Below are 19,106 nucleotides of genomic sequence, written 5' to 3'. Positions count from 1 at the left end.
GTGGCCCGTCACGGGCGTGCCGCCAGGTAGGCCCGCCAGCCCCCGAACTCCGTGATGTCCTCGGCGCCGTCGAGCGCCCACGGTTCGACGAGGAAACCAGAGACCACCTCGCCGCCCTCGATCTCGACCTTGCCGATGACCATGGGCGCCGGAACGCCGGCGATGAACGTGCCGAACCCAGCCGCCGGGAGACGCCACAGCTCGCCCTCCACACCAGCGCCACCGTCGGAAACCCTCACCAGGCCTGGTTTGGGTGGTGTGGTGTCCAGTGCCCGCAGCCGGTATGCCGGTGCCGTGCGCGCCGGACGCACCAGGCTGCCACCCGCTCTGACCAGCTCCTTGTTCAACGGCTGACCGCTGAGGTGGGCCCCGGCGACGAACAGGTCGAGCGACGGAGCGAGCAGCTTCTCCGCGAGTTGGGCCAAAGCGCGGTCGCTGAACGCGGGGCCGGTGAACATCACCCCGAACGGCAGGCCGCCCGCGAACCCCGCCGGAACCGCGAGCGAGGCCATGTCGAGCAGGTTGGCGAAGTTGGTGAAACGGCCCAGCCGGCTGTTGACACCGATCGGGTCGGCGGCCACCTCCTCCAGCGTGGGGTGGCAGGTGGTGGTCGGGGTCAGCAGCGCGTCACAGCCGTCGAGCAGGGCCCGGCCCGCGGCTCCCAGCCGGGCGAGCGCCGCGGTGTCGGAGGCCCATTGAGCGGCCGTCGGCGCCGCTCCGGCCAGGATGATCGCGGCGACGGTCGGGTCGAGATCGGAGCCGATCAGGTCGCGGTGGGACTCGATGTGCGCACCGACGGCGGAGTAGCGCTCGGCGACGAAAGCACCGCCGTAGAGCATGCGCGCGGCTTCGAGCAGCGGTGCGATGTCGACCTCGACGATCTCCACTCCCGCGGCGCGCAACGTCGCGACGGCGGCCGCGAACGCCTCGACCCAGCCGGGCGCCATCTCCGTCAGGTGCTCAGCCGTGGGCACGGCAACGCGCGGCCGCTGCGAGAGCGCCACGTCGGCGCCGGACCGCGACAGCGGATCGGTGGCGTCGGGTCCGGACATGATCTCCGCGGCCAGCCGGGCGAGGCCGAGGTCGCGCGCGAAGACCGTGACGCAGTCCAGCGAGTAGCACGCGGGTACGACACCGGTGACGGGGACGAGTCCCTTCGTCGGCTTCACCCCCACGACGCCGTTCAGAGCGGCGGGCACCCGTCCCGAACCTGCGGTGTCGGTGCCCAACGCAAGATCGACGACGCCCAGCGCGACGGCCACACCGGAGCCCGCCGACGACCCGCCGGAGATCCTGGCCGGGTCCCAGGCGTTGCGAACCGCGCCGTACGGGCTGCGGGTGCCCACCAGGCCGGTCGCGAACTGGTCGAGGTTGGTCTTCCCGATCACCACCGCGCCGGCGGCCCGCAGCCGTGCGACGGCGGTGGCGTCCGAATCCGGCCGGTAGAGGTACGACGGTGCTCCGGCCGTGGTCGGCAGTCCGGCCACGTCGATGTTGTCCTTGACCGCGACCACCCGGCCCGCCAGCGGGAGGTACTCCCCCGCGTCCAGCCGCGCGGCGACGTCCTTCGCCTCGGCCAGCGCCTGCTCGCGGAAGCGCCGGGTCACCCAGATCTCCGGGCGGCCGATCGCGTCGATCCGGTCGTAGGCCGTTTCCACCGCGGCGATCGGATCCGGCGTCATGGCAGCACCGCCGCGAGCACCTGTCCGGGGTCGACCTGGTCGCCCGGCTTCACGTACAGCTCGACCACTCTGCCGGTGACGGGTGTGGTCACGTCGGCCTCCATCTTCATCGCCTCGACCGAGAGGACGGCGTCGCCCTCGGTGACCTCGGAACCGGGTTGTGCCGTGAGCCGCCAGACCGTCGCGGTGAACGACGCCGTCACCGCGACCGCGCCGGCGGGCAGCACCACTTCGGGCGCGGGAACGGGTTCGGGTTCGTCGTGCCGGTCGAACTCGCCTGCCAGCCGCCAGCGCGTCTTCTCCTCCTCGAACGCCGCCGCCTGACGGGTCCGGAAGGATGCGATCTCGTCCGCGTTGTCGTTCAGGAAACGGGTGTGCTCGGCGATCGAGAACGTGCCGTCGACGGTCTCGAAGTCGCCGCGCCCGGCATCGGTCTCGGCCCGCAGCTCCAGCAGCTCGTCCGCGGAGACCGGGTACCACTCGATCCGGTCGAAGAAGCGCAACGCCCAGGGCTGCTCGGCGAACAGCCCGCCCCGGCGGTAGCGGCTCCACACCTGGACCGTGCGGCCGACGAACTGGTACCCGCCGGGTCCTTCCATGCCGTAGATGCACAGGTAGGCACCACCGATGCCGACCGAGTTCTCAGCCGTCCACGTTCGTGCGGGGTTGTACTTCGTCGTCACCAGCCGGTGCCGGGGGTCGAGCGGTGTCGCCACCGGAGCACCGAGGTAGACGTCGCCGAGGCCGAGTACGAGGTACGAGGCGTCGAACACCGTGCGGTACACGTCGTCGACCGAGTCCAGGCCGTTGATCCGGCGGATGAACTCGATGTTCCACGGCGTCCACGGCGCGTCCTGCCGCACGCCGGCCATGTACCGCTCGATCGCGAGCCGGGTCGCGGGGTCGTCCCAGCTCAACGGCAGCTTCACCGTGCGGGACGGCACCACCAGCTCGTTCGTCGGCGGTACCTCGTCCTCCAGTTCCCGCAACAGCTTCGCGACGTCGGAGGCCTTCAGACGAGCGGGATCCGTGTGGACCTGCAACGAGCGGATGCCCGGCGTGACCTCAAGAACGCCTTCCGGGGCGTGGCGCGCCAACGTCTCCTGAAGCGCGTGCACCCGCATGCGCAGGGCGAGGTCGAGCGTCATCGGCCCGTACTCGACGAGCACGTTGTCGTCGCCGTCGCGCCGATACGTGACGGACGGACGATCACCGGTCTCCTCCAGCCTGCCCAGCACGCCGTCGTCGTCATCACCGCCCGTCGAGACGACGTACGGGGCCGACGGCCGCGTTGACGCGGCATCGGCCTCACGTACGCGCACGAACCGCACGGTGTCGCCGGGACGCAGCTGCCCGAGCTTCCACAGGTCACCGCTCGCGACCACGGCCGGGCACACGAACCCGCCCAGGGACGGGCCGTCCGGACCGAGGATCACCGGGGTGTCGCCGGTGAAGTCGATGGCGCCGACCGCGTAAGGAGTGTCGTGGATGTTGGACGGGTGCAGGCCGGCCTCGCCACCGTCGGGCCTGGCCCACTCCGGTTTCGGGCCGATCAGCCGGACTCCGGTGCGCGCGGAGTTGTGGTGCACCTTGAAGTCGTTGGCGTAGAAGGTGTCCATGTCGTCGCGGGTGAAGAACTCCGGTGCCCCGTGCGGGCCTTCGGTGACCGCGATCTGCCAGCTCCCGGTGATCGCGGGACGGCGATGCGACGGCGTCGGGCCGCCGATCGTGGTCAACCCCAGGTTCTCCGCCCCGTCCGGGGAGCAGACCCGCAGCACGTCACCGGCCAGCAGCGCCCGACCGGCATGGCCGCCGAACCCGCCGAGCGTGAACGTCGAGGCGCTGCCGAGGTACGCGGGCACGTCGAGCCCGCCCCGCACGGCGAGGTAGGTCCGCAGCCCAGGTCCCCCTGCCGTACCGATCCTCAGCGTGCCACCGGCCGGGACGTCGACCGGTTCCCACTGCGCGACCGGCTCGCCGTCCACAAAGGACTCGACCGGTGCGCCGGTGAGGCAGATGACCGACGGTACCGAGAACTTCAACGTCGGCCCGGTCGCCGTGATCTCCAGTCCCGGCGCGGTCGCGGGGTTGCCGACGGCGAGGTTCGCCTCGGTCAGCGAGACCGGGTCGAACGGGCCGCTGGGTGGCACGCCGACCTGCCAGTACCCGACACGGCCGGGCAGGTCCTGCACGGTCGTCATGGTGCCGGCGACGAGGACGTCGATGCGGGGATCGGGATCGGAGGTGCGGTCGAGGGTCGAGGTCGAGTGCGCCGCGGCCCGCACGTCGTCGGAATGGGTGAGTGCCCGCAGCAGCCCCAGGTTCGTGACGATGCCGTCGACCCGCGACCCGTCGAGCGCCTCGCCGAGCAGGTCGAGCGCGGCGTCCCGGTTCGGACCCGCGGCGATCACCTTGGCCAGCATGGGGTCGTAGTGCGGCGAGACCTCCAGCCCGGTCTCGATCCAGCCGTCGACCCGGACGCCGTCGAGGTCGTCCGGGAACACCGCCTTCGTCACCAGACCCGACGATGGCAGCGAGTCCTTCGCGGGATCCTCGGCGTACACGCGCGCTTCGACCGCGTGCCCGTCCGGTACCCACGGGGAGTCGAAGACACGAGCGGGCAGGCCGTCGGCGCCGTCGCGAGCCAGCCGCAGCATGAGCTCGACCAGGTCGACGCCGAAGACCATCTCCGTCACCGGGTGCTCGACCTGGAGCCGGGTGTTGACCTCCAGGAACGACGCCTCCTCGCGGATCGGGTCGTAGATGAACTCGACCGTCCCGGCGCTGCGGTACCCCACCGACGCGGCCAGGTCGCGTGCCGAGCTGTGCAGGAGATCGCGGACGTGGCCAGGCAGCGCGGGCGCAGGTGCCTCTTCGACAACCTTCTGGTTGCGGCGCTGCAACGAGCAGTCCCGGTCGCCGATCACCGCGACGCGGCCGAGGCCGTCGCCGAAGAGCTGCACCTCGACGTGGCGGGCAGGACGCACCAGCCGTTCGAGGAACACCCCGGCCGAGCCGAAGTTCTGCCGTGCCAGCAGTTCCACCCGCTCGAACGCCGCGCGCACCTCGTCGGCCGTGGCACAGGCCTGCATGCCGATGCCACCGCCTCCCCCGGTCGCCTTGACCATCACGGGCAGCCCGATCCGTTCCGCCTCGGCCACCGCATCGTCCGGCGACGACAGCAGCCCGGTTCCGGCGAGCATCGGCACGCCCGCGCGTTGCGCGAGATCCCGAGCCGTGTGCTTCTCCCCGAACGCCGCGATGTGCTGCGCCGACGGGCCGACGAACCGCAGGCCCGCTGCTTCGACGGCGGTGGCGAACCCAATGTTCTCGGACAGGAAGCCGTAGCCGGGGTGGATCAGCCCGGCGCCGGTGCTCAACGCGGCCTCGATGATGGTGTCCGCGCGCAGGTAGGACTCACGGGCGGGCGCGGGTCCGAGCCGGACCGCCGTGTCGGCCTCCCGGACGTGCGGGGCGGCGCGGTCGGCGTCGGAGTAGACCGCGACCGCCTTCATGCCGAGCGCGTGCGCGCTGCGGATGATCCGGCGCGCGATCTCGCCCCGGTTCGCGACCAGGACGACGTCGAAGGACGTCATGGCGCCACCACGATCATGCGCAGCGGCGTGGGGTTGAAGTCGTTGCAGGGGTTGTTCATCTGCGGGCAGTTCGACACCAGGACGAGCACGTCGGTGTCGGCGCGCACCGCGACTCGCTTGCCCGGTGCGGACATCCCGTCGACGATGCCCAGAGCGCCGTCCGCCTCGACCGGGACGTTCATGAACCAGTTGAGGTTCGACACCAGGTCCCGCAGGCCGAGCCCGTGCTTCTGGCCTTCTGAAAGGAAGTTCTCGCGGCAACCGTGGTGGAACATGACGTGGTGGCCGTACCGCAGCGTGTTCGACTCCTTGGAGCACGCGCCGCCGATCGTGTCCTGCCGGTCGATCTCGTTGCCGACGACCGTCATCAGCGGGTTGCCGAGGTTGCTGCGCAGCACCGTGCCCGTGCGGACGTAGGCGTTTCCCTGCCACGCCAGCGTGTCCGGCACGCTGTAGCGCTCCTCGGTGTCCGCCGCGTTGTAGATCAGGCAGTCGCCCGACTGGTTGCCGCCGACGTCCACAATGGTCAGAACCTGGCCAGCCCGCACGACCGCCGACCAGGACGCGTTGGGGGCGACCCTGTCGTCGAGCACCACCTCGCCGTCGACGAGCGGCTTGGACCAGTCGAGGGGCGAGTCGGGGGCGAACGTCGCCCCGACGGGAACCGAGCTGGTCACAGTCCTCGCGCCTCCGCGTAGTCGATGGTGTTGAGGTAGGCCCGGTGCGCTTCCGGCGTGGCCTGGAAGCGGTCGTCGGCGGGGCCCGTGGGTGCGCTGCGCCAGGCGTGCACGCGCAACGGTCCGACCTCGTAGTCCGGCCGCGGGTCGAGCGGGTGCGGCACGTTCGCGACCAGAATCAGCAACGGCAGTTCGGCCAGCAGTTCGGCCGAGGCGCCCTCGCCCGCCGATCCCTTCCACACGAACGTTCCGTCGGCGTCGACCGCGATTCCCTGGAAGAACGACACGCTCGGTGGGAGGTCGCGGGGTGCGAGCCCGTGTTTGGCCGCGGCCTTGACGAAGAGCGATCGCCCTGCCGGATAAGGACCTTCCGGGGTGGCGTCGCCGTACTTCTCCTCGTTCCACAGCTCCGTGCTGGTGCCGCAGAACGCGTCGTGGTGGCCGGACGTGTCACCGACGATCGTCGCGAGCACGCGGCCGTCGCCGGACAGCAGCGGGTGCCCGGTACCGAGGTAGGCCTGCCAGGGGATCTTCACGGTGTCGGCGACGTTGAGCCGCTCGACGGGCTCCAGCGCGTTGTAGAGCACCACGTGCGCGCAGGCGTCACCGGTCGGGTCGTCGAACCGGATCCGGGTTCCCCTGGCGAGCACCTTGTGCGTGTATCCGCCCGGTGCAACGGTTTCCGCCCACGTCAGCGATTCCACCCCGGCGGGCTTGTACGGGCTGGACGACGCCGGCAGGTACGGCATCCACTCGCTGCTCTGACCTCCCCGCGCGCGAGCGTCGTCCCTGGCGTTGAACACGGTGTCGGTCACTACGCCTCCACGACGTGGGTGTGCGGGACGTGCCGCAGTTCGATCCGGCCGTGCACCCGGTGTTTGAACACCAGGTACGCGGCACCGGCCGCCAGGCTCAGCGCGACGACGAGCAACGCGCTCCACCGCAACCACCAGGTCTCGCCGGTGAGGTCGTAGATCTCCGGGCGCGGCCACAGCAGGTTGACGGCCATGGCGATCTGGTAGACCACGGCGAGCGCGTTCAGCGGGATTCCCCAGGCGCCCAGGCTGAACTGCGGCTTGCCGTGCTCGTCGAGACCGGCCGGCCAGCCGTCGGTGTTGCGGTGCCGGATCCTGATCACCAGCTGCGGCAACGTCACGCCGAGGTAGGCGAGGTAGAGCATCGCGATGCACAGGCTCGACAACGCGGTGAAGATCGCCGACTGGCCGATGTTGACCACCAGTGCGATCGCGGCACCGACACCGACGACGACAGAGGCGCCGACCGGAGTACCGGTGCGCGGCGACACCTTGCTGAGCCAGCGGTGCGCCGGGAAAGCCTTCTCCCGAGCCATCGAGTAGATCATCCGCGCTCCGGCGGTCTGGATCGCCAGCGTGCACGCGAACACAGCCACCGCCACACAACAGAGCAGCAGGCGGCCCAGCACGTCACCCAGCCGCTCGGTCAGCACCCACGACAGCCCGAGCGTGGCCAGGTTGCCGTCGGTGAGGCTCGGCGCGGCCATCAACGCACCGATGATGAGCAACGCGCCACCGATCGCGGACGCGATGAGTGCGCGCAGGATCGTGCGCGGAGTCGTCCGGCGCGGAGAATGCGTTTCCTCGGCCAGCTCACCCGCGGAGTCGAAGCCCACCATCACGTACGCGGCCATCAACGCCGACGCGAGGAACGCCGGGAGGTAGCTGCCGGTGCCCGTCCACCCCTCGTGGCTGAACACGACCTGCGGTCCGCGTTCCGGCAGCACGAACAACGCGAACACCAGCGCGATCACCGCGACGATCTCGATCGTGACGCCGACGCTCGTCGCCGCGGCCATGTGCCGGACACCGGCGATGTTCACGACCGTCGTGATCACGAGCAGGATCACGCCGAGCAGCACGGCGTTCTGCGCGCCGGTCGGGGACGCCACCGACGGGTCCGCACCCGAGCCGCCGACGATCTGGAACCCGGACCAGATGCTCGGCAGCACCACCTGGATCGCGATCGCCGCGGCGGCGACGGTGAGGATCTGCCCGATCACCATGATCCAGCCGGTGAACCAGCCCGCCGTCGTACCCGCCAACCGGCTGGACCACTGGAAGATCGCACCCGACACCGGCCACCGCGCCGCCAGTTCGGCGAAGCACAGGGCCACCAGCAGCTGCCCCGCGAAAACCAGCGGCCAGGCCCAGAAGAAGGACGCCCCACCGAGCCCGAACCCCAGGCCGAACAGCTGGAAGACGGTGGTGAGGATGGAGACGAACGAGAAACCCGCGGCGAAGGACGCGAACGTTCCGACGCCTCTGCGCAACTCCTGGGCGTAGCCGGTTCCCTTGGGGCCCAAGGGATCGGTGTCGCGGAGTGAGGTGCTCATGACTCCTCCGGATGGACTGGAGCGAAATATCTGTCGAGCGACAGGTATGACTGTCGGGCGGCGTCGTTTCGCCTGCCGATGACGCCGTGTAAATTTGCCGTAAATCCGGGAGGCCCCTGCGCTGATCCGCCGAACATGGCGGAAGTTGCCGATTCCTACGCCGATCAGCCGTCGCCGCGAGGCAGTCAGTTGATTTAGGTTGCTGGTGTGGCTGGGCAGGGGGAGTCTCACTTACCGCGTTTGTTCACACCTGGCGTCGCCGTGCTCGTCGGCTACGTCCTGCTCGTCGGCAACCCGTGGCTGAGCCGCGACATCAGCCTCGCGTTGTACGACACCGACACCGCGCTGCGGCTGGTCGACGTGCTGGTCTCCTACCCGCGCTGGCACGTGGACGTGGAGCTCTACGGGCCGTTCATGTTCTGGTGGGGAAACCTGCGGACCGTGCTGTTCGTGGCGCTCGCCGTCGCGGGGCTGCCGAGGGTGACGCGGTGGGTCAGCGCGGGCGGCCTGGGGCTGTTCGTCGTCACGGTCGGAATGACGGCACTCAGCGCGCTGGCCGCCGGGCTGGGGTCCGCGCTGGTGGCGGTGACCCTGCTGGACACCGACGGCAGCCTTCCGTTCATCGACGCGGAGCGGCCGGAGGAGTTCTTCTTCGGCCAGCTCAGCGCTTCCGCGTCGTTCGGCGTGCTGTTCGGGCTGGTGCTGGGCGCTGTCGTGGTGACGCAGCGCCGGGTGCCCGCGAGCAGGGAACGCCGTACCGACGCACCCAAGTCGTTCTGGTGATGGGGGAATCATGAGTCAGCCCACCGCTTTCTCCCCTGACGACACGACGCGCTACCTGTGCGTGGCGGCCAGGACCGACGAGCGCTTCGCCGAGAAGATGATCAGGGCGCTGCTCACCGAGGACCTGCACGCGGCGGCGCCGTCGGTCGGGTTCTCGCTGCGGCCGGTGCTGTTGCACGCGCTCGCCGGGGTTCGGCAACGTCGTGTGCGGGACTGGTGCCTGCTGGTGGCGACGGCGCTCGCGCTCGTTCTCTCTCCACTGTGGACGCTCATCGCGTTGCTGGTGATCCTGCCGGTCGGCGGAGTTCTCGCGCGGCGCGCCGGGGAGTCGCGCAGGCTGCGGGACATCGTGTTCGCGCTGGTCGCGTTGGTGTTCTTGCTGGTGATCTCCGTGACGATGGTGTCCGCGCTCGGCACTCCCCCGCCTGCCACCCGGAGGACTCCCAACCCCGAACCACCGATCGCCGAGTGGCTGGTCGGGCTGCCGTGGGTCGCGCTGCTCGTGGGCCTGGTCATGTACGGGCTGGTGGTGTGGAGCGAGTGGCAGACGCGGCAGACGTTGCTGAGCCAGCTCACGCGCCCGGTGTTCAGTCCTGCGGACGCGCCGGCCGTGCCCCCTCGCGACGCGTGGCTGACCGAGCGGCTGGAGGCCATCGACGAGACCGAGCGCGGCAATGTGACCGTGTACGACGGTTTCACGCCGTTCATCGGCCACGGAGAGCTGGTCTCCACGTGGTCGTTCGCGTTGCCGTCGCTGAGCAGTGACGGCGAGAGCGTGGTGCCGCTGGACGCCGTCGACCTCGTCAGCTTCGTGCAGGAGCGCTTGGCCGGCATCGGAGTCCAACCGGACGAGCTGCCGGGGCTGTTCCTCACCGAGCGGGCCTTCGTCAGCGGCAACGCGCTCGTCATGCACCCGGCGCTGCTGCCGGAGCGCGACCACGCACCCAAGCAGACGCTGGAGACCGAGGACCTGGCCCGGCTCGCCGCCCGCCCGCACGGTTCGGCGCGGCACTACCTGTGCGCGCAGGTGCCCTCGTGGGGCGGCGAGGTCGTCGCCAGCACGTTCCTGCACTTCTCCACCGACGGACGGCTGCTCTACCTGCAGTGCGACCGGACAGTGCTGGGACCGTTGTGGCAGCAGTACCACGACGTGGACCGGATCAGCCCGGTGCTCACCGCGGGCGCGGTCGGCCGGCTGCTGGCACGGGCGGCGAGCACCGTGCCGAAAGCGGTGCCGCTCGCTCCGGTCCGGGTGGTGCGCGACGCGACGTTCTACTGGCGCTGGCAACGGCACCGCGTGATCGAGCGGACGATCGCCGAGCAGGACCTCGGCTACAGCTACGGCGCCCGGTTCAGCGTCCGCGAGGAAGCCACGGACACCAACTACCACAACTACTTCCAGAAGACCGACGCCGCGAAGCACCTCAAGCTCATCGAACGGCACGTGCTGGCCGCGTTGCTGGACTTCCTCGACGAACGCGGCGTCGACACCACCGAGTTCCGCAACCGCCAGATGACGATCCTCAACCAGGGCATCATCCAGACCGGCGGCATCAGCAACGTCGGCAACCAGGCCGTCGGCAGCGAGGCCACGGCGACCGCGCAGTTCGCCACACCCGAGCCCGCGGCAGGGAAACCCGCGTGACAGAAGGGAAAGCAATGCCGGAAAGCTCCCCGAACTACGGCATCCAGCAGTCCGGCGGCACGATGAACGTCGGCAACCAGGCCGTCGGTCAGAACGCCCGCGCGGTCAGCCACGGACTCAGCTTCACCGCCGCGCCGGGGAACGCCGAGCTGATGACGCAGCTCGTGGAGTTGCTGGAACGCCACCGCGCGGAGGTTCCGGAGGAGGCTGCCGAGGCCGCGGAGGAGCTGCAGGACGAGCTGGACTCCCCCGAACCCGATCGCGGTGTGATCGCGCGGATTCTGGAGCGGCTGACCAACATGGTGAAGCCGGTCGCCCCGCTGGTCGAGACGGTCGGCGAGCTGACCAAGGCGATCGAGTCGTTCGGCGGCGCTTAGTTCAGGCCGTTCTCGTAGGCGAACACGACGAGCTGGACGCGGTCGCGCAGGCCGTCGCGCTCAACCCCCAGCTGAGCGCGACGGCACGACCGAGCCGGTCGTCGCCGGCCGCGACCTGTTCGACGTACGACTCAGGTCATCCGGCTAGCCTGTCGGGCGTGATCCTCACCAGCGCCCGCCTGACGATCCGGCCGTTCCGTCTCCAGGACGCCCAGACGCTCGCGGACTACCGGTCGGATCCGGACGTGGCGCGGTACCAGGGCTGGAGCACACCGTTCACGGTCGACGAAGCCACTCGACTGATCGCGGAAACGCCGGATCCCGCCGCACCGGGCTGGTACCAGTACGCGATCGACCTCGACGGCACCGTGATCGGTGATGTCGGCGTCAACACGCACGAGAACCTGATGCAGGCCGACCTCGGCTACACGTTCGCCACCGCGCACCAGGGCCAGGGTTATGCCACCGAGGCCGTGGGACGCGTGGTGCGACACCTGTTCACCGATCGCGGCCTGCACCGGGTGTCCGCGGAGTGCGACGCCCGCAACGAGCGGTCCGCCAAGTTGTTGACAAGGCTGGGTTTCCGGCAGGAGGGCCTGCGCGTCCAGCACACCTGGATCAAGGGCGAGTGGACGGACGACCTCCTGTTCGGACTGCTCGCTCAGGACTTCCGTTAGGGGATGCGGGCGCCGACCTGTTCCAGAGCTTCCGTCACGGGTTGGAAGAACGTGACACCACCGGACCGGCAGTCGCCGCTGCCGCCCGAGGTCAGGCCGATCGCGTCGCCGTTGCGGGAGAACAGCGGCCCGCCGCTGTCGCCGCCCTCCGCGCAGACGGTGGTCTGGATCAGGCCCGTCACCGCGCCTTCCGGGTAGTTGACCGTGGCGTTGAGACCGGTCACGCGACCGGAACGCAGGCCTGTCGTGCTGCCCATCCTCTGCACCTGGCTGCCGACCCGTGCCTCGGCGGCACGTCGGATCCGGACTGTGCGGCCGTTTCCGGTGTCGACCTCGCTGGGAGCGTTGGTGTTGCGGTTGTTGTAGGTGAGCAGGGCGAAATCGCCGTTGCCCGGGAAGGTCGACTCGGTGACGGTGGCAGCCGGACGCCCGCCCGCGGTCAGGGAGAGCTGGCGTCCCGCGGCCGTGCAGTGGCCCGCGGTGAGGATGCCGGGACGGTTGTCGTCGGTGATCACGTTGAAGCCGAGCGAGCAGCGGCTGTTGCCCGCGAAGATCGCGTCGCCCCCTTCGGCGAACAGGCGGAAGGTGCCGGACGTGCGTTGCAGGGTGGCGCCGTCGCCCATGGCCTTCACCGTGGACACCAGGTTGTCCCACCGCGCCCCGGTGACCGTGCTGTCGGCGGTGACGAGGACCTTGTTCGTGCTCGGGTCGACGGCCCACGCGGTGCCGGTGGTGGAAGCCTTCTCACGCAGCACCGCTGTCGCCTGGGCCGGGTCGAGCTTCTCCTGCGGTGCGGCCTGGCTGGCGGTGAACGTCGTGGCGGTGATCGTGACGGCCACCAGCCCGACCGCGGCCGCGATGGCCTTGGCCCTGCGGTTGTCGTCGTGGTGTTTGCCCATGTGCTCCCCTTTCGTAACCGCTTGTGTTCAGGGGTACGTATGGCGTGACTGTCCGGTTTAGGTTGCTGTGGACCAGTGACGCCGCTAGCCTGCAAAAAGCAACGATCGTTTCCGTTTGACGTTGGCAGGAGCCTCGATGAGCGACCTCGACCTGTCCGGACTCGCCGCCGAGCTCGGCGGCTCACCCTCGCTGCGCGGCTACCTGGCCACCCCGTCCGGAGAAGGCCCCTGGCCCGGCGTGGTGCTCTTGCACGAGGCGTTCGGCATCGACGACGCGATGCGCCTGCACACCGACCGCATGGCGCGCCTCGGCTACCTCACGCTCGCGGTCGACCTGTACAGCGAAGGCGGCACGCGCAAGTGCCTCGTGTCGACCATCCGGGCGATGCTGAGCGGCCGTGGTCGCGCGTTCACCGACATCGAGGTGGCGCGCCGCTACCTCGCCGAGTCCGCGCAGTGCACCGGGAAGATCGGGGTCATCGGCTTCTGCATGGGTGGCGGGTTCGCGTTGCTCACCGCCCGATCGGGCTTCGACGTGGCGTCCGCCAACTACGGCCAGCTGCCCAAGGACCTCGACGAGACGCTCAACGGCGCCTGCCCGATCGTCGGCACGTTCGGCCGCAAGGACTTCACGCTGCGCGGTGCGGCCGCGAAGCTGGAGAGCGCTCTCTCCAAGGCTGGCATTCCGCACGACGTCAAGGAGTACCCGAACGCCAGCCACGCGTTCCTCAACGACATCGAGAACGGCCCTCGGATGTTGCGACCGCTCGCCCGCATCACCGGCTTCGGCCCGGAACCGGAGTCGGCGGCCGACGCGTGGCAGCGCATCGAAGCGTTCTTCCGCACCCACCTCGCGTGAGCCCGTGCCCAGGCTCAGCGAGAAGACCCGCGCGGAACGCCGTCAGCACATCCTGACCAGCGCGTGGAAGTGCTTCTCCCGCAACGGCTTCCACGCCACGTCCATGGACGACGTGATCACCGAGACGGGCATGTCGTCGAGCGCGGTCTACCGGTACTTCCGCAGCAAGGACGAGATCATCGACACGACGACGGAGGAAGGGCTCACCAATGTGCGCGCGATGATCGCCGGCATCCTCGACCGGAACCCCTCCCCCGCCGAGACCCTGGTGCTGATCACCGCCGAGCTGGACCGCAAGACCGGCCATCCGGACCTCGACATGACGCGCATCGGCCTGCAGGCGTGGGCCGAGGCGTTGCGCAACCCACGCCTGCTCGGCCGCGCACGCGCGATCTTCTCCGACACGCTCGGCCTCCTCGACGAGCTGGCTCAACGGTGGCGCGACGCCGGCCACCTGCCCGCGGACGCCGACACCCGTGCCGCCGCGGCCACGCTGTTGTCCTTGATGCACGGGCTGATCGTGATGCACCACCTCGTCGAGGACGTGCCGGCCAACACCCTCCACACCGGACTCACCCTGCTCGGCACCGGACTCAGCCACCGCTGAGCCTGCGGCGCAACGCGACCGCGATGCCGCACCCGTCGCCGGGATCCAGCGCGGCGTAGATCAGTGCCTGCACGGACGTGACGAAGAGGTCGCGGTTCTCCCTGGTGTCCTCGGCGGCGCCCGCCACGTGCTGCGCGAAGCCCGACGTCTGCGCGGACACCATCATGCTGAGCTTCCTCGCGGTGACACCGGGACGGAACCGGACGTTCAGCAGCCGCAAGCCTTCCTCGTACACCGGCACCCAGCGCGAGGAATAGGCGTCCAGCATCTCGCGGTAGGCCTTCGTGGCCACGTTCTGCCACTTCGCGTCGATCGTCAGCGAGAGCTGGAAGAGCCAGTACTTCGCGAGCCGGATGCGCATCCGCAGGTCGTGGGTCGCGATCTTCGCGATGAGGTCGCCGAGGTCCAGCTCTCCCTTGCGCACCTTGGGAAGGTCCGCCAACGCCCGGCGCGGCCCGTAGTCCAGGAACGTGCCCCAGCGCGGTGCCGTGCAGGTGTACTTGATGAGGCACATGAAGAAGTTCGCCATGCCGCCGGGCCCGTCCCAGCGATCCTTGAACGCGCCCTCGCCGACACTGATGGTGCACGGCACCTCGGCCGCGACTCCCGCGGCGCGCTTCAGCACGATCTCGCGGGTCAGCCTGGCACCCGCGAGCTCGTCCCGGCTGCGCGAGTTGCGGCCGGCGAGCTGGTCCTCGATCTCCTTGAGCCCGCCCTCCAGGAACACCATCGTCGTGACGTACACGGACCGCCGCGGGTTGCGGGGATCAGCAAGGCTGGGCCGGGAGATGTGCTCGCCGAACACCTCCGGCCAGTCGACTTCGTCGTTGAAGTGCACCGAACCTCCTGGAGATCACTTCATTGCAGCACGGCGCGCAACCTCCTGAACAGGAGGATGACGGGCCCGATCACGTCCCCCATCGTGGAGTCACGTGGAAACGGCCCGAACCGGGGAGCTGACTATGGAAGTCACGGTGGACACCTCGTTGCTGACAGCCAGGGTGATCGAGATGCTGCTCGTCGTGCTGGCGGCGGCGGTGTGGGGAGTGCGGCGGCGTCCCGGCCCGCCGGAATGAGCTCCCGGTGGTGCGCACCACACGATGCTGCGCGGACTCCTGCCGTGTGTGACACTTTGTCCAATGCGTGACAGTTTGTCCACACGGAAGGAGCTGGCCGTCGTGCCAGACGTCTCGGGATCCAGTACCGCGGACGCCGTGTTCGCCGCCTTGTCCCCCGTGATCGCGGGCATCGTGGCGACGTTCGGCCGCAGCTGCGAGGTCGTGCTGCACGACTACCGCGACCAGGAGCGATCGGTCGTCGCGGTCGCCGGGTCCGTGACGGGCCGGCAGGTCGGGGACGCGATGAGCGAGATCGGGCTGCGCGTGCTCGCCGCCGGGGACGACGCCCAGAACGAGGTCGGGTACCTGACACGCGCACAGGACGGGCGCGTGCTCAAGTGCACGACGCTGCCGTTGCGCGACGTCGACGGGACGCTGATCGGCGCGCTGTGCGTCAACATCGACGTCTCGGCCATCAACCGCGCGACCGGTGTGCTGTCCGATCTGCTCGGACTGTCCACACCGGACGAACCGGAAATCCCTTCGACGAACTTCTCCGGCGATCTGGATCAGGTCGTCGAGTCGTTGATCGAACGCGCCGAACGTGCACACGCGGTGCCCGTCGCGGCACTGGGGCGCGACGATCGGCTGGGGCTCGTCCGGTCACTGCACGAGACCGGGGTGTTCGCGTTGCGGGGCGCGCCGGGACGCATCGCCGGACGGCTGGGCATCTCCCGCACCGGGCTGTACAACGACCTCGCCGAGCTGAAGAAGGACTCGCGGTGACCACCTTCCTCAGCGAGTCCGAGTCGGCCGCCCTCGTCGACGACGAGCTGGCGCTGGCCGCGGCACGGGAGGCGTTCCTGGCGACCGCTTCCGGGTCGACGTTCCCGGTCGTGATCGGGCACTCCTCCCTGCCGCAGAACAGGTTCACGCTCAAGTCCGGCGAGGCGGGCGACCTCGTGGGCGTGAAGATCGGCAGTTTCTGGCCCGGGAACACCGAACTCCCTCGGCACAGCTCGACGATCGTGCTGCTCGACCCCGCCACCGGCAGGCTGAGCGCCGTGGTCGAGGCAGCCGCCGCCAACGCCTACCGCACGGCCGCCGCCGACGCGCTCGCAGTGGAGACGCTGGCCCGCGCGGACTCCCGCACGCTGACCGTGATCGGAACCGGGCACCAGGCACTGCACGAGGTCCGTGCGGTGAGCCGGGTGCGGCCGATCTCCCAGGTCTACGTCGTCGGTAGAAGTCCCGATGCGGCAAGGGAGTTCGCCGCGCGGGTAGCCGCCGTGACCGGCCTGCCCGTGGAACCCGTCGACGCCAGGACCGGGGTCACCGCGGCCGACGTGCTCGTCACCGCCACGACCGCCCGCGAACCGCTGTTCGACGCGAGCTGGGTGGTGCCGGGTACGCACATCTCCGCGATGGGCGCGGACGGTCCGGGCAAGCAGGAGCTGCCGGTCGAGCTCTACCCCGGTGCCAGGCTCTTCTGCGACCTGCCTGATCAGTCGACCGCGATCGGCGAGTTCCAGCACGTTTCCGCGATGCCGATCGCGCTCGGTTCCGTGCTCGCCGGCGATGCGCCAGGCCGGATCTCGCGGGACGACGTGACCGTGTTCGACAGCTCAGGATTCGCCTTGCAGGACCTCACTCTGGCCGCCGCACTGCTGCGTCGCCGCGCCAGTCTTCCAGGAGACGCTTCATGACCACTTTGGACACTCCCGACACCCCGTTCGCCGTCGTGGACGCGGACAGGCTGGACCGCAACATCGCCCGGCTCCGCGACCACCTGGACCAGCTCGGCGTGCCGCTTCGCCTGCACGTCAAGACGTCCAAGTCCGTCGAGGTCGCCGAACGGGTCCAGGCAGGCGGGCCGATCACGGTGTCGACCCTCGCCGAGGCCGAGCACTTCGCGGACGCGGGGTACCGGGACATCCTGTACGCGGTCGGCATCGACCCGCACAAGCTGCCCCGAGTCGCCGCCCTGCTGCACCGCGGTGTCACGCTCACGGTGCTGCTGGACAGCCTCACCCAGGCCGAGAGCCTGGTCTCGTTCGCACACAACGAAAACCTCCGCGTTCCGGCGTTGATCGAGGTCGACTGCGACGGGCACCGCGGTGGCATCGCGCCCACCGATCCCGCACTCGTCGAGATCGGCCGGGCACTCGGCGACTGTCTCGCCGGTGTGCTCACGCACGCGGGCGAGTCCTACTTCGCCTACACACCAGACGCGTTGCGGAAGTCCGCTTCGAACGAGCGGGACATCGCGGTTGCCGCGGCTGACTCCTTGCATTCCGCCGGACTGCCCTGCCCGATCGTCAGCGTCGGATCCACCCCCACCGCGCACGCGGCCACCGATCTCACCGGCGTCACCGAGGCCCGCGCGGGCAACTACGTCTTCTTCGACCTGGTCATGGCAGGCATCGGCGTGTGCACCACCGACGACCTCGCGCTGTCCGTCGCCGTCACCGTGATCGGCCACCGGCCCGACAAGAACTGGATCCTCACCGACGGCGGCTGGATGGCCACCTCACGGGACCGCGGCACGCAGGTGCAGGCCGTCGACCAGGGCTACGGACTCGTCGCGAACCTGGACGGCACCCTGATCCCGCATCTGATCATGACCGGGGCGAGCCAGGAACACGGCGTCCTGAGCACGCGGGACAGCGAGCCGGTACCCGACCTTCCCATCGGAACCCGGCTGCGGATCCTGCCGAACCACGCTTGTGCCACCGCCGCTCAGCACGACCGCTACCATGTCGTCAGCGGCACGAAGCTCGACGTCGACGAGACGTGGACCCGGCACCGCGGGTGGTGACACCGCTCAGGGCACCAGGTCGGTCACCCCGCCGCCGGTGGCGATGTCGAGCGGCACCGAGACCTGGTCGTGCGTGACCAGCCAGCTCCCGTCGATCTTGCGGAAGCAGAACGTGGCGCGGACCCACATCCCGTCCGTCGCGATCCCGTTCCGCAACGTGCCGCTGAGCCGCCCGAAGCAGTGTCCGAACGCGACAGTGCCACCCGTCGTCAGCGTCAGGTCCCGCACCTCGTAGTCCAGTTCCTCGAACGCGTCGAAGGCTTCCGACCAGTTCTTCAGCTTGGCGTCGACGCCGGCGTGCTGCAGCGGCGGTTGCACGTCGAAGGAGACGACGTCCTCGGAGTACAGCCGCCCGAGGGCGTCGAGGTCCTTGGCCCTGATCCCGTCGACGATCCTGCCGACGTGCGCCCTGAGCTCGTCCTCGTCGGTGGACGTGCTGCGCAGCGGGCCGAGTGCGCCGCTCCAGGCGACGACCTGGTCGAGCAGCTTGTCCAGCGCGACGACGTTGTGCTCCCCCGGTTTCAGGGTGGCGAGGTTCTCGAACTCGGTGGCCAGCGGCAACGTCACCTGCACCGCCACGTCGGCCAGGTCCAGCGCCCCGCACACCAGCCGCAGCTGCTCGACGGCACGGGCTCCACCCACTCCGCCGTACGACACGAAGCCGATCGCCTTGTTCCGCCACTCGTCGCGCAGGAAGTCGAGCGCGTTCTTCAGCGCCGCGGGCGCGGAATGGTTGTACTCGGGCGTGACCACGACGAACCCGTCGAACCGCGTGATCGTCTGCGACCATGCCCTGGTGTGCGCGTGCAGGTACTCCCCGGGCAGTTCGTCCAGGTGCGGCAACGGGTGGTCGAGCAGGTCGACCACCTCGAACTCGGCGTCCCCGCGCCGTGCCGCCCGTTCCGCGACCCAGCGGGCCACCTGCTCGCCCCTGCGCCCCGGCCGCGTGCTGCCGAGAATGATGCCGATCTTGACCATGGGATTCCCTTCGTAGCGTTTCCGATCACTACGACGAGACGGCTCTCCGGAACGTCAGGCTGACGTTTCCCGGCGCTGC

The 19,106-nt window shown here is 69.7% G+C and carries 17 protein-coding genes; 9 read left to right on the top strand and 8 right to left on the bottom strand.

The genetic code is table 11. From position 1 onward, the window contains the following. Positions 1 to 8 precede the first annotated feature (8 nt). From atzF to AB0M24_RS01850, 5 genes are read right to left on the bottom strand one after another with little or no spacing between them, the layout of a single operon-like run. Positions 9 to 1,682, bottom strand: coding sequence for an allophanate hydrolase (gene atzF, locus AB0M24_RS01870; RefSeq protein WP_363759507.1), 1,674 nt, complete (start codon positions 1,680 to 1,682; stop codon positions 9 to 11). Continuing rightward, positions 1,679 to 5,278 (bottom strand): urea carboxylase, encoded by a 3,600-nt coding sequence (uca, locus tag AB0M24_RS01865; protein ID WP_363759504.1) that lies wholly within the window; start codon positions 5,276 to 5,278, stop codon positions 1,679 to 1,681. The genes atzF and uca overlap by 4 nt, the downstream gene beginning before the upstream one ends. Next, entirely contained in the window at positions 5,275 to 5,955 is a 681-nt protein-coding gene (locus AB0M24_RS01860; RefSeq protein ID WP_363759501.1) for an urea amidolyase associated protein UAAP2, read from the bottom strand. The genes uca and AB0M24_RS01860 overlap by 4 nt, the downstream gene beginning before the upstream one ends. Continuing rightward, positions 5,952 to 6,770 (bottom strand): urea amidolyase associated protein UAAP1, encoded by an 819-nt coding sequence (locus AB0M24_RS01855; protein WP_363759498.1) that lies wholly within the window; start codon positions 6,768 to 6,770, stop codon positions 5,952 to 5,954. Before AB0M24_RS01855 ends, AB0M24_RS01860 begins: the two co-directional genes overlap by 4 nt. Continuing rightward, positions 6,770 to 8,326: an amino acid permease gene (locus AB0M24_RS01850; RefSeq protein ID WP_363759495.1), complete on the bottom strand. Its 1,557-nt coding sequence runs from the start codon at positions 8,324 to 8,326 to the stop codon at positions 6,770 to 6,772. The genes AB0M24_RS01855 and AB0M24_RS01850 overlap by 1 nt, the downstream gene beginning before the upstream one ends. Before the next feature lie 240 nt (positions 8,327 to 8,566). Between AB0M24_RS01850 and AB0M24_RS01845 the strand changes: the two genes are divergently transcribed. From AB0M24_RS01845 to AB0M24_RS01830, 4 genes are all read left to right on the top strand, one after another. Continuing rightward, complete coding sequence (locus AB0M24_RS01845) at positions 8,567 to 9,109, top strand: hypothetical protein (protein WP_363759493.1); 543 nt, start codon at positions 8,567 to 8,569, stop codon at positions 9,107 to 9,109. 10 nt (positions 9,110 to 9,119) lie between these two features. After that, positions 9,120 to 10,754, top strand: a complete 1,635-nt coding sequence (locus tag AB0M24_RS01840) for a hypothetical protein (protein WP_363759490.1) — start codon at positions 9,120 to 9,122, stop codon at positions 10,752 to 10,754. A 14-nt stretch (positions 10,755 to 10,768) separates the two neighbouring features. Then, entirely contained in the window at positions 10,769 to 11,131 is a 363-nt protein-coding gene (locus AB0M24_RS01835; RefSeq protein ID WP_363759487.1) for a hypothetical protein, read from the top strand. Between the two features lie 158 nt (positions 11,132 to 11,289). After that, positions 11,290 to 11,808, top strand: a complete 519-nt coding sequence (locus AB0M24_RS01830) for a GNAT family N-acetyltransferase (RefSeq protein WP_363759484.1) — start codon at positions 11,290 to 11,292, stop codon at positions 11,806 to 11,808. On the opposite strand, the gene AB0M24_RS01825 is transcribed toward AB0M24_RS01830, so the two are convergent. Continuing rightward, positions 11,805 to 12,707 carry a S1 family peptidase gene (locus AB0M24_RS01825; RefSeq protein WP_363759481.1) on the bottom strand — a complete coding sequence of 301 codons (903 nt, stop codon included), beginning with the start codon at positions 12,705 to 12,707 and terminating at the stop codon, positions 11,805 to 11,807. The two genes, AB0M24_RS01830 and AB0M24_RS01825, sit on opposite strands and share 4 nt — an antisense overlap. A 136-nt stretch (positions 12,708 to 12,843) precedes the next feature. Here AB0M24_RS01825 and AB0M24_RS01820 point away from each other — a divergent pair, with 136 nt between their 5' ends. Then, entirely contained in the window at positions 12,844 to 13,566 is a 723-nt protein-coding gene (locus AB0M24_RS01820; RefSeq protein WP_363759478.1) for a dienelactone hydrolase family protein, read from the top strand. A 4-nt stretch (positions 13,567 to 13,570) separates the two neighbouring features. Next, the gene (locus tag AB0M24_RS01815; protein WP_363759475.1) at positions 13,571 to 14,173 is read left to right on the top strand and encodes a TetR/AcrR family transcriptional regulator; all 603 of its coding nucleotides are present in this window, start codon (positions 13,571 to 13,573) and stop codon (positions 14,171 to 14,173) included. Here the strand turns inward: AB0M24_RS01815 and AB0M24_RS01810 are convergent. Next, a complete protein-coding gene (locus tag AB0M24_RS01810) occupies positions 14,160 to 15,011 on the bottom strand; it encodes a hypothetical protein (protein WP_363759473.1) in 852 nt (283 codons plus the stop codon). The two genes, AB0M24_RS01815 and AB0M24_RS01810, sit on opposite strands and share 14 nt — an antisense overlap. Positions 15,012 to 15,312: 301 nt before the next feature. Here AB0M24_RS01810 and AB0M24_RS01805 point away from each other — a divergent pair, with 301 nt between their 5' ends. From AB0M24_RS01805 to AB0M24_RS01795, 3 genes are read left to right on the top strand one after another with little or no spacing between them, the layout of a single operon-like run. Next, entirely contained in the window at positions 15,313 to 16,017 is a 705-nt protein-coding gene (locus AB0M24_RS01805) for a PAS domain-containing protein (RefSeq protein WP_363759470.1), read from the top strand. Beyond that, positions 16,014 to 16,937 carry an ornithine cyclodeaminase family protein gene (locus AB0M24_RS01800; RefSeq protein WP_363759467.1) on the top strand — a complete coding sequence of 308 codons (924 nt, stop codon included), beginning with the start codon at positions 16,014 to 16,016 and terminating at the stop codon, positions 16,935 to 16,937. The genes AB0M24_RS01805 and AB0M24_RS01800 overlap by 4 nt, the downstream gene beginning before the upstream one ends. After that, entirely contained in the window at positions 16,934 to 18,049 is a 1,116-nt protein-coding gene (locus AB0M24_RS01795; RefSeq protein WP_363759464.1) for an alanine racemase, read from the top strand. Before AB0M24_RS01800 ends, AB0M24_RS01795 begins: the two co-directional genes overlap by 4 nt. A gap of 6 nt (positions 18,050 to 18,055) precedes the next feature. Here the strand turns inward: AB0M24_RS01795 and AB0M24_RS01790 are convergent, their stop codons facing one another. Further along, positions 18,056 to 19,027: an NAD(P)H-dependent oxidoreductase gene (locus tag AB0M24_RS01790; protein ID WP_363759461.1), complete on the bottom strand. Its 972-nt coding sequence runs from the start codon at positions 19,025 to 19,027 to the stop codon at positions 18,056 to 18,058. Between the last annotated feature and the right edge of the window lie 79 nt (positions 19,028 to 19,106).

The organism is Lentzea sp. NPDC051838 (assembly GCF_040681245.1).
GTDB lineage: Bacteria > Actinomycetota > Actinomycetes > Mycobacteriales > Pseudonocardiaceae > Lentzea.
This window is presented reverse-complemented; position numbering and strand designations above follow the sequence as displayed.